Annotated in this window: 18 protein-coding genes, 3 rRNA genes and 1 riboswitch; of the genes, 2 read left to right on the top strand and 19 right to left on the bottom strand. The window is 52.1% G+C overall.

Features of this window, described 5'->3' with window-relative positions:
• Nucleotides 1-19: 19 nt before the first annotated feature.
• The 5 genes from rsmA to MHH28_RS22790 form a co-directional block, all read right to left on the bottom strand.
• Nucleotides 20-904 carry a 16S rRNA (adenine(1518)-N(6)/adenine(1519)-N(6))-dimethyltransferase RsmA gene (gene rsmA, locus MHH28_RS22810; RefSeq protein ID WP_405105819.1) on the bottom strand — a complete coding sequence of 295 codons (885 nt, stop codon included), beginning with the start codon at nucleotides 902-904 and terminating at the stop codon, nucleotides 20-22.
• On the bottom strand, nucleotides 901-1452 hold the full coding sequence (gene rnmV / locus MHH28_RS22805; RefSeq protein ID WP_405105817.1) for a ribonuclease M5: 552 nt from the start codon (nucleotides 1450-1452) through the stop codon (nucleotides 901-903). The genes rsmA and rnmV overlap by 4 nt, the downstream gene beginning before the upstream one ends.
• A gap of 162 nt (nucleotides 1453-1614) precedes the next feature.
• Entirely contained in the window at nucleotides 1615-2775 is a 1161-nt protein-coding gene (locus MHH28_RS22800; protein WP_405105815.1) for a 3D domain-containing protein, read from the bottom strand.
• Nucleotides 2776-3064: 289 nt separating this feature from the next.
• Nucleotides 3065-3292: riboswitch (cyclic di-AMP (ydaO/yuaA leader) on the bottom strand.
• Between the two features lie 198 nt (nucleotides 3293-3490).
• Complete coding sequence (locus MHH28_RS22795; RefSeq protein ID WP_405105813.1) at nucleotides 3491-4261, bottom strand: TatD family hydrolase; 771 nt, start codon at nucleotides 4259-4261, stop codon at nucleotides 3491-3493.
• A gap of 54 nt (nucleotides 4262-4315) precedes the next feature.
• Nucleotides 4316-5599: an HD domain-containing protein gene (locus MHH28_RS22790; RefSeq protein WP_405105811.1), complete on the bottom strand. Its 1284-nt coding sequence runs from the start codon at nucleotides 5597-5599 to the stop codon at nucleotides 4316-4318.
• A gap of 275 nt (nucleotides 5600-5874) precedes the next feature.
• On the opposite strand from MHH28_RS22790, the gene MHH28_RS22785 reads away from it, so the two are divergent.
• The gene (locus tag MHH28_RS22785; protein WP_019914502.1) at nucleotides 5875-6129 is read left to right on the top strand and encodes an AbrB/MazE/SpoVT family DNA-binding domain-containing protein; all 255 of its coding nucleotides are present in this window, start codon (nucleotides 5875-5877) and stop codon (nucleotides 6127-6129) included.
• 786 nt (nucleotides 6130-6915) lie between these two features.
• On the opposite strand, the gene rsmI is transcribed toward MHH28_RS22785, so the two are convergent.
• The 10 genes from rsmI to MHH28_RS22735 form a co-directional block, all read right to left on the bottom strand.
• Entirely contained in the window at nucleotides 6916-7821 is a 906-nt protein-coding gene (rsmI, locus tag MHH28_RS22780) for a 16S rRNA (cytidine(1402)-2'-O)-methyltransferase (RefSeq protein WP_405105808.1), read from the bottom strand.
• Nucleotides 7818-8594, bottom strand: coding sequence for a tRNA1(Val) (adenine(37)-N6)-methyltransferase (locus MHH28_RS22775; RefSeq protein WP_405105806.1), 777 nt, complete (start codon nucleotides 8592-8594; stop codon nucleotides 7818-7820). Before MHH28_RS22775 ends, rsmI begins: the two co-directional genes overlap by 4 nt.
• 97 nt (nucleotides 8595-8691) lie before the next feature.
• Entirely contained in the window at nucleotides 8692-9054 is a 363-nt protein-coding gene (gene yabA, locus MHH28_RS22770) for a DNA replication initiation control protein YabA (RefSeq protein ID WP_405105804.1), read from the bottom strand.
• A gap of 31 nt (nucleotides 9055-9085) precedes the next feature.
• Nucleotides 9086-9886: a stage 0 sporulation family protein gene (locus tag MHH28_RS22765; protein WP_405105802.1), complete on the bottom strand. Its 801-nt coding sequence runs from the start codon at nucleotides 9884-9886 to the stop codon at nucleotides 9086-9088.
• 148 nt (nucleotides 9887-10034) lie between these two features.
• A complete protein-coding gene (gene holB / locus MHH28_RS22760) occupies nucleotides 10035-11009 on the bottom strand; it encodes a DNA polymerase III subunit delta' (RefSeq protein ID WP_405105799.1) in 975 nt (324 codons plus the stop codon).
• A 17-nt stretch (nucleotides 11010-11026) separates the two neighbouring features.
• Complete coding sequence (locus MHH28_RS22755) at nucleotides 11027-11470, bottom strand: YaaR family protein (RefSeq protein WP_405105797.1); 444 nt, start codon at nucleotides 11468-11470, stop codon at nucleotides 11027-11029.
• Between the two features lie 38 nt (nucleotides 11471-11508).
• Nucleotides 11509-11838, bottom strand: a complete 330-nt coding sequence (locus MHH28_RS22750; protein ID WP_036723983.1) for a cyclic-di-AMP receptor — start codon at nucleotides 11836-11838, stop codon at nucleotides 11509-11511.
• Between the two features lie 115 nt (nucleotides 11839-11953).
• The gene (gene tmk, locus MHH28_RS22745) at nucleotides 11954-12595 is read right to left on the bottom strand and encodes a dTMP kinase (RefSeq protein WP_405105795.1); all 642 of its coding nucleotides are present in this window, start codon (nucleotides 12593-12595) and stop codon (nucleotides 11954-11956) included.
• Nucleotides 12596-14218 carry an aminotransferase class I/II-fold pyridoxal phosphate-dependent enzyme gene (locus MHH28_RS22740; protein WP_405105793.1) on the bottom strand — a complete coding sequence of 541 codons (1623 nt, stop codon included), beginning with the start codon at nucleotides 14216-14218 and terminating at the stop codon, nucleotides 12596-12598. It lies immediately after the preceding gene.
• A 218-nt stretch (nucleotides 14219-14436) separates the two neighbouring features.
• Nucleotides 14437-14622 (bottom strand): sigma factor G inhibitor Gin, encoded by a 186-nt coding sequence (locus tag MHH28_RS22735; protein ID WP_405105791.1) that lies wholly within the window; start codon nucleotides 14620-14622, stop codon nucleotides 14437-14439.
• A 222-nt stretch (nucleotides 14623-14844) separates the two neighbouring features.
• Between MHH28_RS22735 and MHH28_RS22730 the strand changes: the two genes are divergently transcribed.
• The gene (locus MHH28_RS22730) at nucleotides 14845-15369 is read left to right on the top strand and encodes a hypothetical protein (RefSeq protein WP_405105789.1); all 525 of its coding nucleotides are present in this window, start codon (nucleotides 14845-14847) and stop codon (nucleotides 15367-15369) included.
• 80 nt (nucleotides 15370-15449) lie between these two features.
• On the opposite strand, the gene MHH28_RS22725 is transcribed toward MHH28_RS22730, so the two are convergent.
• The 4 genes from MHH28_RS22725 to MHH28_RS22710 form a co-directional block, all read right to left on the bottom strand.
• Nucleotides 15450-15869 (bottom strand): hypothetical protein, encoded by a 420-nt coding sequence (locus tag MHH28_RS22725; RefSeq protein WP_405105787.1) that lies wholly within the window; start codon nucleotides 15867-15869, stop codon nucleotides 15450-15452.
• A 275-nt stretch (nucleotides 15870-16144) separates the two neighbouring features.
• A 5S ribosomal RNA gene (gene rrf / locus MHH28_RS22720) occupies nucleotides 16145-16261 on the bottom strand.
• A 132-nt stretch (nucleotides 16262-16393) separates the two neighbouring features.
• Nucleotides 16394-19319, bottom strand: a 23S ribosomal RNA gene (locus MHH28_RS22715).
• Nucleotides 19320-19655: 336 nt separating this feature from the next.
• Nucleotides 19656-21216 (bottom strand): 16S ribosomal RNA (locus tag MHH28_RS22710).
• The 16S, 23S and 5S rRNA genes sit together here, the layout of an rRNA operon.
• Between the last annotated feature and the right edge of the window lie 390 nt (nucleotides 21217-21606).

The raw sequence follows: 21606 nt of genomic DNA, 5'->3' as shown, positions 1-21606 counted from the left end.
CCGGAGGGTTTATTGTATTCTATTCGATTCCGGCAGCCAGAAGAACCGCGCTGAGCCGCGCATACTCCTCAATGCTGAGCGTCTCGCCGCGCCGTGAGGGCTCAATGCCAGCTTCAGCCAGCAGCGCCTCCAGGCGCTCACGCCCTTCTTCCGGGAAGAAGCGGGCCTTGAGATTATTGGCAATCGTCTTGCGCCGCTGGGTAAAGGACGCCTGAATCACACCAAAGAAATGCTTCTCGTCGGCTACCTCCACCGGAGGACGCTCTCTGACCTTCAGGCGTATCACCGCAGACTCTACATTCGGCTGCGGGATGAACACCGTACGCGGCACGATACAGACCAGCTCAGGCTCGCTGTAATACTGCACGGCAATACTCAGGCTGCCGTACTCCTTGCCGCCCGGAGACGCCGCCATACGCTCGGCAACCTCCTTCTGGATCATCACGACGATGTTATCCAGCGGCAGCTTCTCTTCCAGCAGCTTCATAAGGATAGGTGTAGTCACATAATACGGCAGGTTGGCTACGACACTTACCCGGTCCCTGCCCGCGAAATCCTCGGCGAACAGCTCCTGCAGGTTCACCTTGAGCACATCATCATTACGGACCTTCACATGGGGATAGGGCGACAAGACATCCCTAAGGATAGGAATCAGCCTGCGGTCAATCTCCACCGCAGTGACGGCTCCGGCCGTCATTGCGAGCCGTTCCGTCAAGGCTCCGATACCCGGGCCGATCTCCAGCGCACCGGCTGTACTATCAAGACCGGCAGCATCCACTATTTTGTCCAGAATATTCTGATCAATCAGAAAGTTCTGGCCCAGGCTTTTTTTGAAGGAGAAGCCGTAACGCTGAATTATCGCTTTGGTTCTTGTTGGGGACGAGATGTTCTCGGTACCGCTCATGAAGTAATGCCTCCCTGATCAATTTGGGCGAGGGCCTGCGCGAATTCTTCGCGGGTAATGCCGAACATCGCCAGACGTTTGTACAGCTGCTTGCCATTGCAATAACCGATACCGAGCAGATTGCCAAGCTGCATTCTGCGCTCGGCCGCCCGGGGATGCACCATCAGCCCTGCAGCCATGAGCTCGTCCAGCCCAATGATGGCCGGCGCTCCCTCGAAGGAGGTATGCACATGCTCCAGCGCATGGCGGATAGCCTCAGGCGACGCGTTCTCGATCCCAATATCCCCCTTACGGGTGGCATCCTTCTCCGGGATGAAGGCATGCTTGCAGCCCGGCACCTTGGCCGCGACGATTTTGCGGATTCGCTCTCCGGCATGATCGGGGTCTGTAAGAATGATTACTCCCCTGCGCTCCATAGCTAGTGTAATCTTGGCAATGACCTTGCGGTCCACGGCCGAGCCCCCGGTTTCAATCGTATCTGCCTCTACCGCACGCTTAACGGCAACGGTATCGCTTTTCCCTTCAACCACAATTAGCTCTTTAATCATAAATAATTTTACTCCTTACTCCAGAACGCAAAAAGAAGAGGATTCGCTCCCCTTCTTTTTGGCTAAAGAATGTATAAGTGATGAGCGGCAGCTCTCTAGAGTTTCGTAAGTGCTTCCCTCACTATATCGTATTAACCGCTAATTTGCAAAAGACTTTCCGCCCTAGTTCAACTCCGGCTTCACAGGTCCGATCACATAGAGTGTCCGCGACTTACGGCCGAAATTACGGGCATGGCTCAGTGAATCGTAATAGACGTCCACCTTGTTGCCTTTGATGGCACCGCCGGTATCCTCTGCTCGGCGAAACCCTAATCCCTCAATGTACACCCACCAGCCAATCGGTATAATCCTTGGATCTACAGCTATAGTGCGGCCTTCCGTTACGCGTGTGCCGGAGGCGGTACGTGTTCCGATACCCGGTTCCTGCGAGGAATACGCGGTCATCGATACGTTCTTAATCATTCTTTTGTATTCGAAATCCACACCAGCCTTACTGGTAACATTGCTGGCCTTTGCGCTGGCTTTAGATGACTTGGAGGTTGTTACAGGTTTGGAAACTTTGGCAACAACAGGAACGGGTTTGGGAAGCGGCTTGGTTCCAATGGCAATGACTTTATCCTTGGTTACCGTCTGTACTTCCTTGCCGATCATGCGCATGGATGCCAGCTCGCCATCTTGATAGATCTTCTCGATGTGCTGGATCATGACGCCCGGCTTACCTGCCTGTGCCACTCTTACGGTTCCCTTGGTCAACGAGGGGTCTGCTGTCTTGATTACCCGGAAAGGCAAATTGGTTGTCCGTTGAACCACATCCTTGTTAATACGGACAATTTTGATTTCCATGTCGGCAGATACTGCGGTTTCTAGCGAAGGGTAAATCTTGTCTAGGCCTTCCAGGCTGTAGCCCAATTTGTCGATGGCCTGACCAATGGTATCCTCGGTCGTAAATAACGTCTCGGTCTTCCCGTCTACGGTAAGAGCGAACTTTTGCGCAGTGTTAATCACGATACGGTCGCCGTCTTTTATTTCATCACTAAGGCCAATAGATAATTCATCATGCGCCTGCAGCGAAATCTGTTCCTTAGCCAGCACATCACTGAACAGCGCTTCCCGCGTCTCCAGTGTCTGTACCTGTCCGTCTATTACTAGAGTAATTTCTTTCTTGCTCTGACCGTGTACGTACAGCAGAATTAACAGTGCGATCACAATCGCTGCCACACCGGCAAGTAAAACTACGCGGGGATTTACTTGCTTCAACCGTAATGCGAAAGACCTGCTGGATGATTGCGAATCATGGGATACCTCTGGTTGGAATACGCCCACTCTCTCCATCCTCCTTACATAGCCCCGTCGTCCAAGTTAGTTCAAGGTGACTGTATCACTTCTGACGAAACTAGGTTTGAGATTGCAACAGGATACGCCCGCACTTCCTTCAGCGTTTCCTGCTCATGGATCGCCTGCTCGGCATAATGACTTCCGGAGATCTGTTATATAACAGTATGCCGGGAGCATTCGCATTATTCAAAACAAAAGAAGCCTAAAAAGAGCTCATTAGAGGACTCTTTCGTGGCTTCTCCGGTGTCAAATACGTCGGAATGCTTATGCACGAGGTTTCCTCTCTTACTTGCGCTTACGGGGTTAGCTGTCGGGTTCGGGCATAAGAGAGACGCCCTATCTTAGGTCACCCGCTCACGGCGGTTGCCCTCAAATTCACCCCAAAGACCACGTAAAGAAATCAAATAATGCCTGCGGCAATTCTGTGTCTTACTCTTGTACGTTCATGCGGCAGAGCATTATTGGTTCCCCCGTTCTCCGTTCGGAGACTCAGCGAGACGATCCATGAAAAAGTGACTGTCACAGTTACAACAGCTCACTGCACTGAAAAGATGATATCCTGTTTTGATACATGTTGTAAAGGACGATTCAACCACGTTTACGTAAAAAATTGATTAAAATATTGTAATATTCGGCCGTTTTGGCGTCATAAAAGTTTAATATATCCGCTATACTTCATTTTTCACCGATTTTACTCCTGTTTTCAGAGTATTCCAAATAGTTCCAGTGCGTTCGCATACGTAATTTCCGCCAATTCCTGTAATTCAATCCCTTTTATTGCCGCGGCTGCCTCCGCTACCAGTCTCACATGAGCGGACTCATTTCGCTTGCCCCGATACGGGTGCGGAGTCAGGTAAGGCGAGTCCGTTTCGATCAACAGCCGGTCCAGCGGAGTCTGGGCAAGCACCTCTTTGGGCACCCTTGCATTCTTAAACGTAATCGGTCCTCCGAAGGAAAGATGGAAGCCCAGGTCCAGACACATCTTGGCACTTTCCCAGCTGCCGGAGAAGGAATGCATTACGCCGCCAACCTCGTCCGCCTTCTCCTCACGGAGGATGCGGATCACATCTTCATGCGCATCACGGTTATGAATACAGATCGGCATCTTCAGCTCACGGGCAAGCCCGATCTGCTTGCGGAATACTTCATGCTGCACATCCTTAGGGGAGGTGTCCCAGTAATAATCCAGCCCGATCTCCCCGATGGCGACCACCTTGGGATGAGCGCACAGGGAGGCAATCCATTCCAGGTCTCCGTCCTTCATACTGATGGCATCCTGGGGATGCCAGCCTACGGCTGCATAAATATAATCATATTTCTCGGCAAGCTGCATAGTCGTCGGTATCGTGTCCCGGTTAAAGCCGATGTTGATCATCTTGCTGACTCCAGCTTCCAGCGCCCGGGCAATGACCTCTTCGCGGTCTTCGTCGAATTGCGGAGCATCCAGATGGGTATGTGTGTCGAATAACTGCATTTCATTACATCCTTTCGGCCTGTTGTTCTATCTATAATTCCAAGCTTAAGCTGATTATTTGGCAAAAATCTCTGCGATGGACGGCGGGAGCTGTGGAAGGGCTTGCTGCAGCCTGTCCTGCGGAAAATATAAATGGTATCTGCCGCGGTGAATGCCGCTGATGGAGCGTACAATATCCGAGACCTCGGAGATTTCCCGCAGCCGCTCATGCCTGTCCAGAAGCAGAATCTGTTTGCTGTCAAAACCGTCTCCCGGACGGAACACATCATATGGAAGATCGGTGGGATAATCAATTTCCAGGTCATAATCGGGCCGTAGTCCGGCATCGGCGAAGCTGCGGCGGATTTCGTCAATCGTGCCTGCATCCAGATGCTCCATCTCCACATATTTATACAGTTTACGATGGATAAACCGGCTGCACAAGTCGCTCAGGATGGCATCCTCCTCCAGCGTCCACTGCATGAAGGCCGTCTGCATCAAGGCTTCATCCAGCAGGAGATACTGCTCTACCGTGACCTCTCCGCTGAACAGGTCGCTTAGCGGCTCAATCATGAACCGGAAAGCATGCTCCTGCTGCACCAGCTCCTTGGCCCGGCGGAGAATCTGCCGCAGAATAATCTCCGAGCTGCGTGTTACAGGGTGGAAATAGACCTGCCAGTACATCTGGTACCGTGACATCAGGTAATCCTCAATCGCATGCATTCCTGATTCCTTCACAACCACCCGGCCGTCATAAGGGCGCAGCATCCGCAGAATCCGGTCGATGTCGATGGTGCCGTAATTCACCCCTGTATAATATGCATCCCGCAGAAGATAATCCATCCGGTCCGCATCAAGCGGCCCCGACACCAAATTGACAACAATTTCGTGCTCATAGGTTTTGGAGATGACCGAAGCCACTTTACCGGGGAAATCTTCAGCCACATCACGCAGAATCGCCGTGATCTCCGTATCCTCCAGAATGATGCGGCAGGTCCAGTCTTCATGATCCATTTCGAAAGCTTCTTCTATAGAGTGGGAAAAGGGGCCATGCCCCAGATCATGCAGCAGCGCCGCACACAGGGTAAGCAGTCTCTCCTCCGGCATCCAGTCCTTGTAGCCGCTCCGTTCAAATTGGGAGATAATCCTCCGCGTAATCTCATATACACCCAGAGAGTGGGAGAACCGGCTGTGTTCGGCCCCGTGAAAGGTCAGGTACGAGGTGCCAAGCTGCCGGATGCGCCGCAGCCGCTGGAACTCCATGGTATTAATCAGTCTCCAGATAATGGTGTCCTGTACATGGATGTAGTTGTGAACCGGGTCCTTAAATACCTTCTCTTCTGACAGCGGTTGCTTCATGAAATCGTCTCCTTTTCTTGTTTTATATAATATATTGTCGCTCTTTGTCGAATATTAGCGATTAAACGACTGACAAATCGACAAAAACCTTTATACGCTTTTTTAGGATGATTTGCCTGATCAATCGCGGAATAAATGTGGTCTCAAAAGATTCCTTAAAATTAACCTGAAAAAAGGTTGACTGTTTTGGGAATGGTTGGTATTATAAATATCATAAAACAGTGAAGAATGTCGAATATTGACGCTTTTGAACATTGAGAGGAGCAACGATTGTAATGATGAAATCAACAGGAATTGTACGTAAGGTAGATGAGCTTGGACGGGTCGTTATTCCAATTGAATTGCGTCGCACCCTGGGCATTGGAGAAAAAGATGCGCTCGAAATTTACGTGGACGGTGAGCGGATCATGCTTAAGAAATACGAACCTGCTTGCATTTTCTGCGGCAATGCTGAGAATGTAACTTACTTCAAAGGTAAAATTGTTTGTCATGAATGCATTTCGGCTATCCCTACCCCTGTGACAAACTAAATTAAATAGGGTATAATAGGAACTAATCCAATTGTTAATTCTAACCTTTTTATATCTCCTTGGCCTCCCGTTCGCGCGGGAGGTATTTTTTTATGTGTTTTTCGGGGACTTTCCCCCGGTGCCCCTTTTGACTCTTACCCTCCCAAACCCTCCCCAAGGGCCCCGGCCCTCTGGACACCCGGAAGCTTGGCGGATCTCTGCAGCGGACGCGGAAGGAAGCGGGGTTCGGCGGTGGACCGGCCCTTTTCGGCCTCCCTGCGGTGATTCCTCAGGCCTTGTCATGCGCAGTGTCAGATAATGCAACCCTATCATCCCAAAAAATCTAACGGACCGAAAAGACCTTATTCCCACGAGAACGCCACCTTATGCAGCGTAACGGACTCAGGCGACCTTATCATCCTTCTACGAGTCGTTTTGGAGCTGAATTGCAGGGGATAAGGTCCTTGGGGTCCGTTAATCGCCCAAGTGACGACTTTCTTCCCGGATAAGAGCGCCTCAGTCCGTTACGCTAAGCCAAACGCCCCTAAAGAACAACCCCCGCTTGGAAAAGATGCAATTTGAAGGGGAATTGCATCTGCTCCACTATTTTAAATCTGATGAGGTACTAGTTACTTAAGGCGTGAATCAATGATAAAAAAAATGTCTTGAAAAATTTGAATAACTATATTCTGAACAGATATTTTCCATATAAGTGTAAGGAATACATTTATTTCATTGGATGTTCAAATGGTTAAACCCATCTTTAGGCTTTTACTGGAATTTTAATAACTACAACACCACAGTGTTCTAACTCCGCTCCAGGAGTTCGTTATAAATATCCCGCTTGGCCAAGCCACGGTCGGACGCTGCTTTTTTCATAGCATCCTTACGCGTTAAGCCTGAGGCCTCATAATGAGCCACATGCTCCTCAGTACTCAGCTGGCGCCACCAGGAAGACTCGGCCAGCTCCGCCTCCTCCTTGCTCTCTCCCTCAAGCACGATTACATACTCGCCAAGCGGGGGATGCTCCTCCAGCCATGCCAGACACTCCTCAATCGATCCGCGCAGGAACTCCTCATACCGCTTGGTCAGCTCACGGGCCAGTGTAATCCGGCGGTTGCCGAAGGCCTCCTGCAAATGAACTAGGGTCTTGGCCACGCGGTGCGGAGACTCATAGAAGAGCAGTGTCCCCTGTGCAGAACGGAGAGGTGCCAGAACGGCCCGGATATCCTTGCGCTCTCTGGGCAGGAAGCCGATGAACGTGAAGCTGGCGGTGGGCAGTCCTGAGGCAATCAAAGCCGATAATGCGGCATTCGCCCCAGGCACCGGAATCACCGGAATCTGATGGCTGACAGCCAGAGCTACCAGCTCAGCACCAGGGTCGGAAATCGCCGGCAGACCGGCATCGCTGACGAGTGCCAGATTTTTACCTTCTATTATATAGCGTATCAGCTCCGGGCCACTGGCGGCCTTGTTATGCTCATGGTAACTGAACAGCATGGAAGGTGTAATTTCGAAATGGCTCAGCAGTTTACGCGTCTGTCTCGTATCCTCAGCGGCGATAATATCGCATTCCTTCAGCGTACGTACTGCACGGTAGGTCATATCCTCCAGATTGCCGATCGGCGTAGCCACCAGATACAGGCAGCCGCAGCCTTCCGGCTTCGCTCCGTCATGGTTATTTTGAAAGCTGCTTTGGCATTGTATAGTCATTGGCTGGCATCCTCTTTGTTTCCGTAGTAAATATCCATAATCTCAGGGCAGTATTGATTGTCCTCATTATATACGATTAGAGGCGGTTGTAAACGCACCTCCGGCTTCCCGTCCCGCGCGGCCTCGATTAGAACCATGTTCGCCTCCAGATGGGCACGGGGATGCACAAAACGGATCAGCTTCGGCTCCAGCCGGTGCTTGCGCATCAGGCTGATAATGTCCACGAGACGCTGCGGCTTATGCACCATACTGACTTTGCCTCCGGTACGGACCAGCCGGACACAGGCCTGAATGACCTCCTCCAGCGTGCAGCCGATCTCATGGCGGGCCATCGCCTGATGGGAATTCAGCTTCAGGTCGCTCCCGTTCAGCGGCATATAAGGGGGATTAACTGTGATCGCATCATATACGCCATAGCCTGCGGTATGATGAAGCTCCCGCAAATCACCCTCATGAATCTGTACCCGCTCCTCCAAGCCGTTAAGCGATACACTGCGCCGGGCCATATCCGCCAGACGGGGCTGAATCTCTATACCTTCAATCGAAGCCTTCGTCCGCGTAGTCAGCAACATAGGAATGACCCCGTTGCCCGTACACAGATCAAGCACACGTCCGCGCGGCGGTACACTGGCGAACCGGGCCAGCAGCACGGCATCCATCGAGAAGCTGAATACTTCGTCACTCTGGATAATTCTCAGATCATGGGTGAGCAGGTCATCGATCCGTTCTGCTTCACGTAGGGGTACAGATGTATTGTTAAATGAATGGGTCATTGTAATCTCCTAAAAGTTTGGGTTGAGTGTATGCTTCGGAAGCATAGCCTTATATTCAAAAAAACCGTAGGCGACAATCTCCTACGGCTGGATATCCTCATTTATTAAGAAAAGAAAGGCAGAACAGACAATCGCCTTCCGTCCGCAAATGCCCGAAGTAGACATTGCAGATGTGAAAGCCTTCGTGATACAGCCGGGCCAGGTTATCGTAGCCTTCCCCGACAACCTCCGCTTTCCCTTCGGCAGCAAGTATAGCCTCTGCCTCCGCAGACAGCGCAGCCTTATCTACAGGCGCTTCTCTTTTCAATATGATACGCAACTGTTCATTCTCCAGACTCAGCTTCTGATTGGCTTCCATCAGCTCTTTGACCGTCTGCTTCCAATCGCCCAGAGTGGTGCGCATCTCATCCATCTGCGCTTCCATCTCCTGCATGTGTGCAAATATATTTTTCTTCTCCAAGTTTCCACCCCGAAAGTAACCTTATAATGGTTTACTTGACGACAACATCATCCATTGGAAGTTCTTTAACTTTGCCCACTTCAAACAGCTGCACATGAACCGTGCGGCTTCCGGCATTGATACCGACGACCTTACCGTCACCCAGTGAGGTAACGACCATTTTGCCTACAGCCGGCATTTCTTCCTTCGTGCTCTCATAGTTATCATGCTCAAACTTCAGACAACACATCAGCCGTCCGCATAATCCCGAGATCTTGGTCGGGTTAAGCGACAGATTCTGATCCTTCGCCATCTTGATGGACACCGGCTCGAAATCACCAAGCCAGGAGGAACAGCAGAGCACCCGTCCACAGGGTCCAAGTCCGCCTAGCATTTTGGCTTCATCACGTACACCAATCTGCCGGAGTTCAATGCGGGTACGGAAAATACTGGCCAGATCCTTTACCAGCTCGCGGAAATCCACGCGGCCCTCGGCCGTGAAATAAAAAATAATTTTGTTGCGGTCAAACGTAAACTCCACATCCACCAGCTTCATTTTGAGGCCATGATCGCGGATTTTATTTAAACAGGTGGTAAAAGCATCCTTAGCAGCACTTTTGTTCTCTTCCACCACGCGCGCGTCGGTTTCACCGGCAATGCGCATGACTTTCTTGAGCGGCAGTACAACATCTGCTTCCTGCACCTCTTTTTTGCCAACGACAACCTTACCGTATTCGACCCCTCTTGCAGTCTCAACAATTACGCATTGATCGCGTTCAATCGGGAAATCAAGTGGATCAAAATAATATATTTTACCCGCTTTTTTGAAGCGGACACCTACTACGCTGTACAAAAATTAACCCCCTTGTTTGACGGTAAAAGGAACCCTTAAGCAAGACTGCTTCCCTAATGACTCATGCTTGTCCTTCCTCGTCCGCTAAACCCGTACTTCCAGGCGCTAAGGATGTATCCGGAGGATGTATCATAAATAATCCGAACCTTTAGCTTTCCAGTCGGATTAAGAACTGCTCCAGACAAAGCTGGGCATTGGCATTGGAACGAAGCTTCCGCTTGCTCTCCGCCGCAAATTCCATGTAAGCCACCCATTGTTCCGTACTCCGCTGACGGGCAGCCTTGGAAATAAAGTCTAACTGATCTATGAAAACGATACTTTCGTGCTTTCGGTACAGGAAGTATAGCATATCTTTGAACCATAAGTGGAACATGCTGAAGAGAATATCCAAATGTTCACCAAGTCCTGTCTTGAACAGCTTCGGTCCTGCGGTTGCCACCGCGGAGCTGCCCTTGCCCAGAGACTCCTTCGCTAATTGTAACACTAGATTTCTCATTTCTGCAAACCAATTCTGTGCCAAAAGTTCCCTGCAGCCGTCAAGACCGGCAGTCAGTGATACCGCGCAGCGCGCCAGCGGCACCGGAACCCCTTCCCCGGACAACGCCTGCAGCATAATATCCGGATGCAGCGGGCTGAACGGAATGCGCTGGGTTCTGGACTGGATCGTCGGAAGCAGGGAACTGCTGTTATCCGAAATCAGAATACCAACCGCCGGGGCAGGCGGCTCCTCCAGAAATTTCAGCAGACTGTTGGCGGCCTGCACCGTCATTTTGTCCGCTCCTTCTATAATATAAACCTTCGGGTTAATCCCTTCCGAGCGGTAGGAAAAAACACGCTGAAGATCACGAATCTGGTCAATCTTAATGCTGGCCCCGTCGGGACGCAGCAGCGTTAGATCCGGATGATTGCCATGCTCCACCTTGCGGCATTCCAGACACTCCCCGCAGGCATCATCCTTGCTGTTAGTGCAGAATATGGCCTGGGCGAAGGTCAGCGCCATCTTCACCTGCCCGCTGCCTGCCGGACCGGTGAACAGATAGGCATGGCTGACCGCATCCTTACGCAAGGCATTCTGAAGCAGCCGCTTGGCGTCCTCCTGGCCTAATAGTTCATGAAAAGACATAGGTTCCTCCAAGTTTGTCAGAAAGAAAGATTAATCAGCATGCCGCGGATTTCTCCAACCCGTCCAAGGAGATCAATCCGGCCCTGCTCACTGTCGAGCAAATCATCTGCCATGTTCAGCAGCGAGGCGTCAATCTCCTCCAGCAGCTTGTAGCGTTTGCCGCGGCCCCGCCGGTCCCAGCCTTTGGTGTCCTTCAGGATCACTCCGCGGCGGGCTGTCTCCTCCAGGAACCGCTTGATCAGGTTCCGGTAGATTGCCAGCTCACGCACGGTCATGGATTTGGAGAGCCGGTCGCCTTGCAGCTGAATATCTTTAATCTGACGGTTCAACTCATCTATAGTTTTCTGCTGGCTTTGCTGTTGAAATACATCATTGAAGTTTTTTTGCTGAACCGGCCGCCTCTCAGCCTCCGTGGTCAGCATTTCACTTTTTAAGGGCCTGTAGCCCGGGTTGATCTTCAAGGATATCTACCGCCCTTATGGTCTAATGCTCATTATGCTCAATAATGCTCGAAACGATCGACGGGAAGTACGAATACGGTAGCTCCGCCCACCTGCACTTCGACAGGAAGCGGCAAATAGGAATCTGTCGTTCCGCTCATCGGCGTTACCGGAGTGACCAGTTGCTCGCGCACTTTGCAGCTGTTACGGATTACACTGAGTACGGCATCCACCTGAATATCATCTACCCCAATCAGAAAGGTAGTGTTGCCCGCACGGAGAAATCCGCCTGTACTGGCCAGCTTGGTGGCACGGAAGTTCGCCTTCACCAGTTCACTGGATAGCCGGTTGCTGTCTTTATCCTGGATAATTGCAATGATCAAATTCATCTTCGTATCCCCTCCTATTAGTTATGTTCACAGGGCTTTCCGCACAGCATCAGCTTAATCTGCAGCGAAGCTCTGTTTAATCATTATACCTCTATGTTCTATTTGACAAAACACCTTAGAAATCCTTTAATATCCTGTCCTTCAGCACCCTTACAATATCCTGCTCCACCATATGGATGGGGCGATTGGCATCAAGCACCACAATCCGCTGCGGATCAGAGCCGATGACCAGCTCATACCCCGTACGCACCTTCTGATGGAACTCAAGGCTCTCCAGATCCAGCCGGTTCACCTCTCTGTTCTGATTGGCGGCTATCCGGGACAGGCCCACCTCGGGATCAACATCTAGGTAAAAGGTAAGATCGGGCATTCTCCCGCCGGTCGCAAACCGGTTAATTCCCCACACCTCTTCGATGCCCAGCCCTCTGGCGTACCCCTGATAGACCAGGCTGCTGTCTACAAAACGGTCGCAGAGCACGGTAATCCCCTCCTGCAGGGCAGGCTCGACCACCTCCGCCAAATGCTGGCTTCTTGCTGCCGCATACAGGAGTGCCTCTGTCCGGGCATCCATAGCCGTATGCGACGGGTCCAGGATAATAGAACGGATCTTCTCGGCAATCTCAATTCCTCCCGGTTCACGGGTGATTAAGTAGGGCATGGAATGGTTCTGCAGATAAGCTGCCACTCGGCCGAGTACAGTTGTTTTACCGGAGCCGTCGCCTCCCTCCAGTGTAATGAAGAATCCTTCTCGCTTCACTTATACTTCTCCGCCCTTCTGAATGTTGTATACTCTAATATGCTGCAAGGCCGGATCAGCACAGGCCTGGAATTTCGCTCCGCCTTCACGCAGGCTGAGCAGCCTGCCCAGGACAGACTCTGTAATGTGCTCTCCGGGATATAGCAGCGGGATGCCAGGAGGATAGGGTATAACCATCTCAGCCGCAAGCCTGCCTGCGCTTGCCTCAAGTGCTATGCTTTGTGTCTCACCGGTCGGCACCGGCCTTGTAGAGAACTGAACCGGAGCTGATACTGCCGGAATGTCAAAATTGTTCCACGTGGAAATATCGCCTGGGGAGAGTGAATCCTCTTCTGTGTTATGATATGACGCTGCCTGGGCTGCGGTACCGCCCCTCTGCGGCGCTACCAGGGAGGTCTGCGCCGCAATCTCCTGCAGCGCTGCAAGCAGCGCCGCTGCCTCCTCAGCCTTCGAGCCGAGGCTGAAGGCCAGAACCACGTGCCGGTCGTCGCTCATCTCCGGCACGATCCCCCTCTCTTCGAGCCTGCGCTGCAGCTCGAAGCCCCCCAGGACCCCAGCGGCGTCATAAATGACCGCCTTAAAGGGGTCCTGGGTCTCGTACGCCGCCCCGCGCAGCGGCGGCGTATTCACCCCTGCGGCGCCCGCATCGCCGCAGAGAGGCTGCTGCAGCGAAGCCGGCTGCAGCAGCCCGAAGCGCGGCAGCGCCGTCAGGCCGCGCCGCAGGATATCCACGGCGGCGAGCCCCGCCGTGAAGACAGCGGCGCCGCTGCTGTGCAGCAGGCGCCGGGCCAGATCGAGCGAAGCCATCACGGGGTAGGATGGGCTGGAGCTCTGCACCATGGCCAGGCGCTGCCGCAGCAGCGCGCGGTCAAGCCATGGCCCTTGCACATGCAGCATGGCGCCCATTGTCAGCGCCGTCAGCATCTTGTGCGTGGACTGCACCACGCCGTCCGCGCCCCCCGCAAGCGCCCCGGCCGGAAGCGCGGGGTGCTGCCCGTAATGCGCCCCGTGCGCCTCATCCACAAGCAGCGGCACGCCGCTCTTGTGACAGGCCTGCGCGAGGGGCGCAAGGTCACTGCCCATGCCGTAGTAATTCGGCATAGTCACCAGGACGCCGGCTGCCTCCGGGTAAGCGGCCAGGGCCGCTTGCACCGTCTCGGCAGACGGAGCCACGGCGAGGCCGCTGCCCGGGTCAACCTGCGGCTCCAGGAAGACTGCACGCGCTCCCGCCAGCATCAGTCCGTGGATCACGGACTTGTGGACGTTGCGCTGCAAGAGAAGCAGCCTTCCTGGCTCCGGACAGACCGTCAGGATCAGAGCCAGATTACCGGCGGTGCTGCCGCCTACCAGCATGTAGCTCTCCTCCGCGCCGTAACAATCGGCTGCCAGCTCCTGCGCTTCCCGGATCACCCCTTCCGGGTGATGAAGATCATCTGTTCCGGTAATTTCCGTCACATCGTAACGCATCACTTCCGTGAGATACCCTGCACTCTCTGCACTGACAGTACTCCGGTAAGCCTCACCGTTCTTGTGACCCGGCACATGATAAGATATATTACCCTTAAGTCTATATTGTTCCAGCATTTCGTATACAGGCGCCCTGCCAGGCTGTAGCTTATCCATAAGTTCTTCCTTCCCTGGGGGTTACCTTCTATTTTAACGCAAATACACCCAAACGCCTATCACTTCCGCAAAGGAAGGCACAAGCAATAAAAACGGCTCCCCTCACCCGGTCAGGGCGGAGAAGCCGTTAAAAGGAGCTTTGTATTTGCAGCCAACGCGACACAGATTCACCGCCCGATCTTTATTTGGTGCTTGTTACAGGTACTGCGCTTCGTGCATTAAGCATGCATTCGCAGATTGATCTTCTTCATCCGGCTAATGAAAAAATCGTACTTCACATCCTCAGCCTCTGTACGGACCATCTCACTCTCACAGTCCTCACAGATGAAATGCGAGACAATCACAATGCCTTCTTCCTTTTCCTGCCCGCAGATAATGCAGGCTTGCCCGGTTTGCTGTTCCATTTTCATCCCACCTTGACTCTTTTAAGAACAGTATGGTACACCTTCTATCATTTTAAACCTTTTCATAGTTTTTTCCTAATCCTTCATAGCCTAAAATATATATATTCGCCTGATCCCCATTCGGTGAATTTGCAGGTGAATCTGATCCTGTTGTTTAACAAAACGCAGGAACAGGCCGATATTAATAACAAGAGAACTTGCGAGGAGGTCCGAATTTCAGGTATGGAACCAAACACCAAGGGTGCCGCCACATTCTATCAATACAAGCTTATCAAAAAAGTTACTATTACAGCATTTCTGCTACGGGTCTATATCGCCCTTCCCCTTGTATGTCTTGTGCTCGAAAGTATCTTTATGTCCTGGCTGAGTATCCTCTTCATGATTATCGCCGCACCTGTCATGCTGTGGATTCAGTATGTCATCTCACGCTCCGTGCTGCTGATCACCGGACACCCTATCGCCAAACGCTGGAGATCGTCCCTGCGCCTGCCCTGGCCCGGTTATATGCCTGATCAATACATCAACTATGGCATCTTCCGCACCGTACAGCTGCATAACCTCTGGATCGGTCTTTGTATAGCTGCACTCTTCATCGTCTGGGCTCCGCCCGCCTTCACAGTCTCTCTGGCGGTATGCCACCTGTGGCTGCTGCTGCCCCGTCTATATGCGCTACTGCGTCTGAATAGAGTAGCCAAGGACGGGATGCTCAAATTCAATGCAGCAGATGCCTCCTATTACGCCCAGTAATCCCACCCAGATATACATAGCGCTGAATTTAAGCGGCCGCTCACACAAAAAATCGCCATCCATAATCGGACGGCGATTTTTTATCTGTTCTTCAGGCCTTTGGTCGTGACCTTCTTTTCCTTTGGAATCATCACGATGAAGTAGTCATCATGTACGGTCAGGTGTACAATAAGTCCTTCTTTCTGAAAAACACGGGAGCTCCCGGAATCGTCTGCATTCTGTTCCTGCTCTTCCCAGCCCCACGCCTTAATGGCCTCCAGATAAGGCTCCGGCACGCCTTTCTTCTCCTTCAACCCCGGCAGGGAGTACCGCACATAGTCCATGGCTACGTTTGTAGTTGTTCTGTCGGGAGAGCTTGCCTCATTCGGAACAGGGAAGTCCTCCTCATTGAGTGCACCGTTAAAAGTATCCCAAGCCGGCTCTTTCGTTCCGCAACCCGCCAGCATTACTCCAACTATACAAAGAATAACTAATATCCACAAAGGATGGGTTCGCTTCATACCTTAAATCCTCCTTACCTCTACCATGCATCTAAAGACGCAAGAAAATTCCAAATTAGAATTTATACGTAGTTCATTCGTATTAAGGCTTTTGCTTATTTATTGCACTTTTCCATTATACTTGGAACCATCGTCTCGTCGGTAACAAAAATGTCACTCGTTTGTAAGCGTTTTTATACTAATATTCCGTATCTCTTCCTGCTTTTTTATAGCTTTTCATATATGCTGGAATGCAAAAAAAGCCATTGTCGAATTTTCGACAATGGCTCATGTGTGCTTGGCAACGTCCTACTCTCCCAGGACCCTTCGGTCCAAGTACCATCGGCGCTGGAGGGCTTAACGGTCGTGTTCGGGATGGGTACGTGTGGAACCCCTCCGCTATCGCCACCAAACGTGCGCTTGTGGAACAAGCGCCGAGCATCACATTCGGTCGTTCACGGCTGTGCCGATGAATGTGTATGCGAGTCATTCCAGGCTTGATCGCCTGAAAACTGAATCCGAAACGAATCTGCGCGTTAGAATTTTTGGATAAGCCCTCGACCGATTAGTATTGGTCAGCTCCATGCATTGCTGCACTTCCACCTCCAACCTATCTACCTCGTCGTCTTCAAGGGGTCTTACTGACTTGGGAAATCTCATCTTGAGGGGGCTTCACGCTTAGATGCTTTCAGCGCTTATCCCGTCCGTACGTAGCTACTCAGCCATGCTCCTGGCGGAACAACTGATGCACCAGCGGTACGTCCATCCCGGTCCTCTCGTACTAAGGACAGCTCCTCTCAAATTTCCTGCGCCCACGACAGATAGGGACCGAACTGTCTCACGACGTTCTGAACCCAGCTCGCGTACCGCTTTAATGGGCGAACAGCCCAACCCTTGGGACCTACTTCAGCCCCAGGATGCGATGAGCCGACATCGAGGTGCCAAACCTCCCCGTCGATGTGGACTCTTGGGGGAGATAAGCCTGTTATCCCCAGGGTAGCTTTTATCCGTTGAGCGATGGCCCTTCCATGCGGTACCACCGGATCACTAAGTCCGACTTTCGTCCCTGCTCGACTTGTAGGTCTCGCAGTCAAGCTCCCTTATGCCTTTGCACTCTGCGAATGATTTCCAACCATTCTGAGGGAACCTTTGAACGCCTCCGTTACTCTTTAGGAGGCGACCGCCCCAGTCAAACTGCCCGCCTGACACGGTCCCCGTACCCGATAAGGGCACCAGGTTAGAACCTAGATACGATCAGGGTGGTATCCCAACGGCGCCTCCGCAGAAGCTTGCGCTCCTGCCTCAACGGCTCCCACCTATCCTGTACAGATCGTACCCAAATTCAATATCAAGCTGCAGTAAAGCTCCATGGGGTCTTTCCGTCTTGTCGCGGGTAACCTGCATCTTCACAGGTATTAAAATTTCACCGGATCTCTCGTTGAGACAGCGCCCAAGTCGTTACGCCATTCGTGCGGGTCAGAATTTACCTGACAAGGAATTTCGCTACCTTAGGACCGTTATAGTTACGGCCGCCGTTTACTGGGGCTTCGGTTCACAGCTTCGGGTTTAACCCCTAACCGCTCCCCTTAACCTTCCAGCACCGGGCAGGCGTCAGCCCGTATACTTCGCCTTGCGGCTTCGCACAGACCTGTGTTTTTGCTAAACAGTCGCTTGGGCCTTTTCACTGCGGCCCCCTCGGGCTATTCACCCTACCGAGGCACCCCTTCTCCCGAAGTTACGGGGTCATTTTGCCGAGTTCCTTAACGAGAGTTCTTCCGCGCGCCTTAGAATTCTCTTCTCGCCTACCTGTGTCGGTTTGCGGTACGGGCACCTTCTCCTGACTAGAGGCTTTTCTTGGCAGTGTGAGATCATGACCTTCGCTACTATAATTTTCGCTCCCCATCACAGCCCAGCCTTACGATGTGCGGATTTGCCTGCACACCAGCCTCACTGCTTAGACGGACATCCATCAGTCCGCGTCACTACCCTCCTGCGTCACCCCATCGCTCATAGCGGATTACGGTGGTACAGTAATTTCAAACTGTTGTCCTTCGACTACGCCTGTCGGCCTCGCCTTAGGTCCCGACTTACCCTGAGCGGACGAGCCTTCCTCAGGAAACCTTGGGCTTTCGGCGGATCAGATTCTCACTGATCTTTTCGTTACTCATACCGGCATTCTCACTTGTATACTCTCCAGCGCTCCTTACGGTACACCTTCAACGTATACAACGCTCCCCTACCCCAGATGCAACGCATCTAGCCATAGCTTCGGTGGTGTGTTTAGCCCCGTTACATTTTCGGCGCAGAGTCACTCGACCAGTGAGCTATTACGCACTCTTTCAATGGTGGCTGCTTCTAAGCCAACATCCTGGTTGTCTGTGCAACTCCACATCCTTTCCCACTTAACACACACTTGGGGACCTTAGCTGATGGTCTGGGCTGTTTCCCTTTTGACAATGGATCTTAGCACTCACTGTCTGACTCCCGGCAAGAAGTAAATGGCATTCGGAGTTTGACTGAGCTTGGTAACCCTTGCGGGCCCCGCACCCAATCAGTGCTCTACCTCCACCACTCCATTCACCGAGGCTAGCCCTAAAGCTATTTCGGGGAGAACCAGCTATCTCCGAGTTCGATTGGAATTTCTCCGCTACCCCCACCTCATCCCCGCATTTTTCAACATGCGTGGGTTCGGGCCTCCAGTGCGTGTTACCGCACCTTCACCCTGGACAGGGGTAGATCACACGGTTTCGGGTCTACGTCCACATACTTAGTCGCCCTATTCAGACTCGCTTTCGCTGCGGCTCCGGCTTCTCACCTTAACCTTGCATGTTAAACGTAACTCGCCGGTTCATTCTACAAAAGGCACGCCATCACCCCTAAAACGGGCTCTGACTTTTTGTAAGCACACGGTTTCAGGTTCTATTTCACTCCCCTTCCGGGGTGCTTTTCACCTTTCCCTCACGGTACTGTTTCACTATCGGTCGCCAGGTAGTATTTAGCCTTAGCAGATGGTCCTGCTGGATTCATACGGGGTTTCACGTGCCCCGCACTACTCGGGATCCGTCTCGGAGGGAACACAGTTTGGGCTACAGGGCTTTTACCTCTATCGCGGGCCTTTCCAGACCTCTTCGCCTACTCGATTCCTTTGTAACTCCATGGGAGACGTCCCACAACCCCAAGAGGCAAGCCCCTTGGTTTAGGCTGTTCCGCGTTCGCTCGCCGCTACTGACGGAATCACTATTGTTTTCTCTTCCTCAGGGTACTTAGATGTTTCAGTTCCCCTGGTCTGCCTCTACGCATCCTATGTATTCAGATACGAGTAACTGCGAATTACCACAGCTGGGTTTCCCCATTCGGACACCCCCGGATCAAAGCTTGCTTACAGCTCCCCGAGGCAGTTTCGTTGTTCGCCACGTCCTTCGTCGGCTCCTGGCGCCTAGGCATCCTCCGTGTGCTCTTAGTAGCTTAACCTCGATTTTTCCGTCAGGAAAATATCGGACAATGAATCTCTTCAACGTCTGTATTTCCTTCAAGATCATCGTAGCATCGCCATTAATTCAAAACTTGTTTACACAAGTTCAGCTTAAAGGAATGTTCTAAAACGCAAATTCGTTTCGGTATCCAGTTTTCAAGGATCAAGATGCTGTAAGTTCGGGTCGAACACGGCTGTGTCGATCGAAGTTACAGACTTTTGAGAGTTTGAGCTCTCAAAACTGACCAACGAGTGAGTATTCGAACCCAAGGGTTCATTGTGGAAGCAAAGCTTCCGATTTGAATGTTTCCGTTGCAGGAAACGATTCTCCATAGAAAGGAGGTGATCCAGCCGCACCTTCCGATACGGCTACCTTGTTACGACTTCACCCCAATCATCTACCCCACCTTCGGCGGCTGGCTCCCTTGCGGGTTACCCCACCGACTTCGGGTGTTGTAAACTCTCGTGGTGTGACGGGCGGTGTGTACAAGACCCGGGAACGTATTCACCGCGGCATGCTGATCCGCGATTACTAGCAATTCCGACTTCATGCAGGCGAGTTGCAGCCTGCAATCCGAACTGAGACCGGCTTTGCTGGGATTGGCTCCACCTCGCGGCTTCGCTTCCCGTTGTACCGGCCATTGTAGTACGTGTGTAGCCCAGGTCATAAGGGGCATGATGATTTGACGTCATCCCCACCTTCCTCCGGTTTGTCACCGGCAGTCACTCTAGAGTGCCCAGCTCTACCTGCTGGCAACTAAAGTCAAGGGTTGCGCTCGTTGCGGGACTTAACCCAACATCTCACGACACGAGCTGACGACAACCATGCACCACCTGTCTCAACTTTCCCCGAAGGGCACCTGATGCATCTCTGCTTCGTTAGTTGGATGTCAAGACCTGGTAAGGTTCTTCGCGTTGCTTCGAATTAAACCACATACTCCACTGCTTGTGCGGGTCCCCGTCAATTCCTTTGAGTTTCAGTCTTGCGACCGTACTCCCCAGGCGGAGTGCTTACTGTGTTAACTTCGGCACCAAGGGTATCGAAACCCCTAACACCTAGCACTCATCGTTTACGGCGTGGACTACCAGGGTATCTAATCCTGTTTGCTCCCCACGCTTTCGCGCCTCAGCGTCAGTTACAGCCCAGAAAGTCGCCTTCGCCACTGGTGTTCCTCCACATATCTACGCATTTCACCGCTACACGTGGAATTCCACTTTCCTCTTCTGTACTCAAGTCACCCAGTTTCCAGTGCGACCTCAGGTTGAGCCCAAGGTTTAAACACCAGACTTAAATAACCGCCTGCGCGCGCTTTACGCCCAATAATTCCGGACAACGCTTGCCCCCTACGTATTACCGCGGCTGCTGGCACGTAGTTAGCCGGGGCTTTCTTCTCAGGTACCGTCACTCCGGCAGCAGTTACTCTACCGGACGTTCTTCCCTGGCAACAGAGCTTTACGATCCGAAAACCTTCATCACTCACGCGGCGTTGCTCCGTCAGGCTTGCGCCCATTGCGGAAGATTCCCTACTGCTGCCTCCCGTAGGAGTCTGGGCCGTGTCTCAGTCCCAGTGTGGCCGTTCACCCTCTCAGGTCGGCTACGCATCGTCGCCTTGGTGGGCCGTTACCCCACCAACTAGCTAATGCGCCGCAGGCCCATCCCCAAGCGGCAGATTGCTCCGCCTTTCATTCTCTCCTCAGGAGAAGAAAGAAATTATCCGGTATTAGCTACCGTTTCCGGTAGTTATCCCAGGCTTGAGGGCAGGTTGCCTACGTGTTACTCACCCGTCCGCCGCTAAGTTTGAAAGGAAGCAAGCTTCCTTTCAAACTCCGCTCGACTTGCATGTATTAGGCACGCCGCCAGCGTTCGTCCTGAGCCAGGATCAAACTCTCCAATTAGGTTTTCCCGAGCGGCTACTTCACCCGAATCACTTCGAGGAAATAACCATCCGAAAACTATCGAAAAGAGCGATTGCTCATTTTGAAACATCTGACGAGAATTGTTACATTCTCTAATTTTGGATCTCACCGAAGTGATTTCCGGGTACTCACTCGTTGTTCAGTTTTCAAAGATCAAGCTCGTTGTCAGCGCCGCTTACCGCGTCACCAGCAACTCTTATAATATATCACATCCAACCGATCAATGCAAGCTCTTTTTTTCAACTTCTTGTCGAGCAGGCGTTGATGTTTCGCGGCCAGAAATAGAATATATCATGTATAGAGATTCGTTGCAAGCATTATTTTCAATTCATTATCTTAAGCTATGCTCTCCATAACCGGCCATAGCCT

Source organism: Paenibacillus sp. FSL K6-1217 (assembly GCF_045040735.1).
Classification (GTDB): Bacteria; Bacillota; Bacilli; order Paenibacillales; family Paenibacillaceae; genus Paenibacillus_AQ.
Note: the sequence above shows the minus strand (reverse complement) of the source record. Positions and strands in the feature narration are given on the sequence as shown.

What these genes read in the sequence shown, in the direction of transcription:
- rsmA (WP_405105819.1), bottom strand. Translation starts at nt 904, where the DNA reads ATGAGCGGTACCGAGAACATCTCGTCCCCAACAAGAACCAAAGCGATA.
- rnmV (WP_405105817.1), bottom strand. Translation starts at nt 1,452, where the DNA reads ATGATTAAAGAGCTAATTGTGGTTGAAGGGAAAAGCGATACCGTTGCC.
- MHH28_RS22795 (WP_405105813.1), bottom strand. Translation starts at nt 4,261, where the DNA reads ATGCAGTTATTCGACACACATACCCATCTGGATGCTCCGCAATTCGAC.
- MHH28_RS22790 (WP_405105811.1), bottom strand. Translation starts at nt 5,599, where the DNA reads ATGAAGCAACCGCTGTCAGAAGAGAAGGTATTTAAGGACCCGGTTCAC.
- MHH28_RS22785 (WP_019914502.1), top strand. Translation starts at nt 5,875, where the DNA reads ATGATGAAATCAACAGGAATTGTACGTAAGGTAGATGAGCTTGGACGG.
- rsmI (WP_405105808.1), bottom strand. Translation starts at nt 7,821, where the DNA reads ATGACTATACAATGCCAAAGCAGCTTTCAAAATAACCATGACGGAGCG.
- MHH28_RS22775 (WP_405105806.1), bottom strand. Translation starts at nt 8,594, where the DNA reads ATGACCCATTCATTTAACAATACATCTGTACCCCTACGTGAAGCAGAA.
- holB (WP_405105799.1), bottom strand. Translation starts at nt 11,009, where the DNA reads ATGTCTTTTCATGAACTATTAGGCCAGGAGGACGCCAAGCGGCTGCTT.
- MHH28_RS22750 (WP_036723983.1), bottom strand. Translation starts at nt 11,838, where the DNA reads ATGAATTTGATCATTGCAATTATCCAGGATAAAGACAGCAACCGGCTA.
- MHH28_RS22740 (WP_405105793.1), bottom strand. Translation starts at nt 14,218, where the DNA reads ATGGATAAGCTACAGCCTGGCAGGGCGCCTGTATACGAAATGCTGGAA.
- MHH28_RS22735 (WP_405105791.1), bottom strand. Translation starts at nt 14,622, where the DNA reads ATGGAACAGCAAACCGGGCAAGCCTGCATTATCTGCGGGCAGGAAAAG.
- MHH28_RS22730 (WP_405105789.1), top strand. Translation starts at nt 14,845, where the DNA reads ATGGAACCAAACACCAAGGGTGCCGCCACATTCTATCAATACAAGCTT.
- MHH28_RS22725 (WP_405105787.1), bottom strand. Translation starts at nt 15,869, where the DNA reads ATGAAGCGAACCCATCCTTTGTGGATATTAGTTATTCTTTGTATAGTT.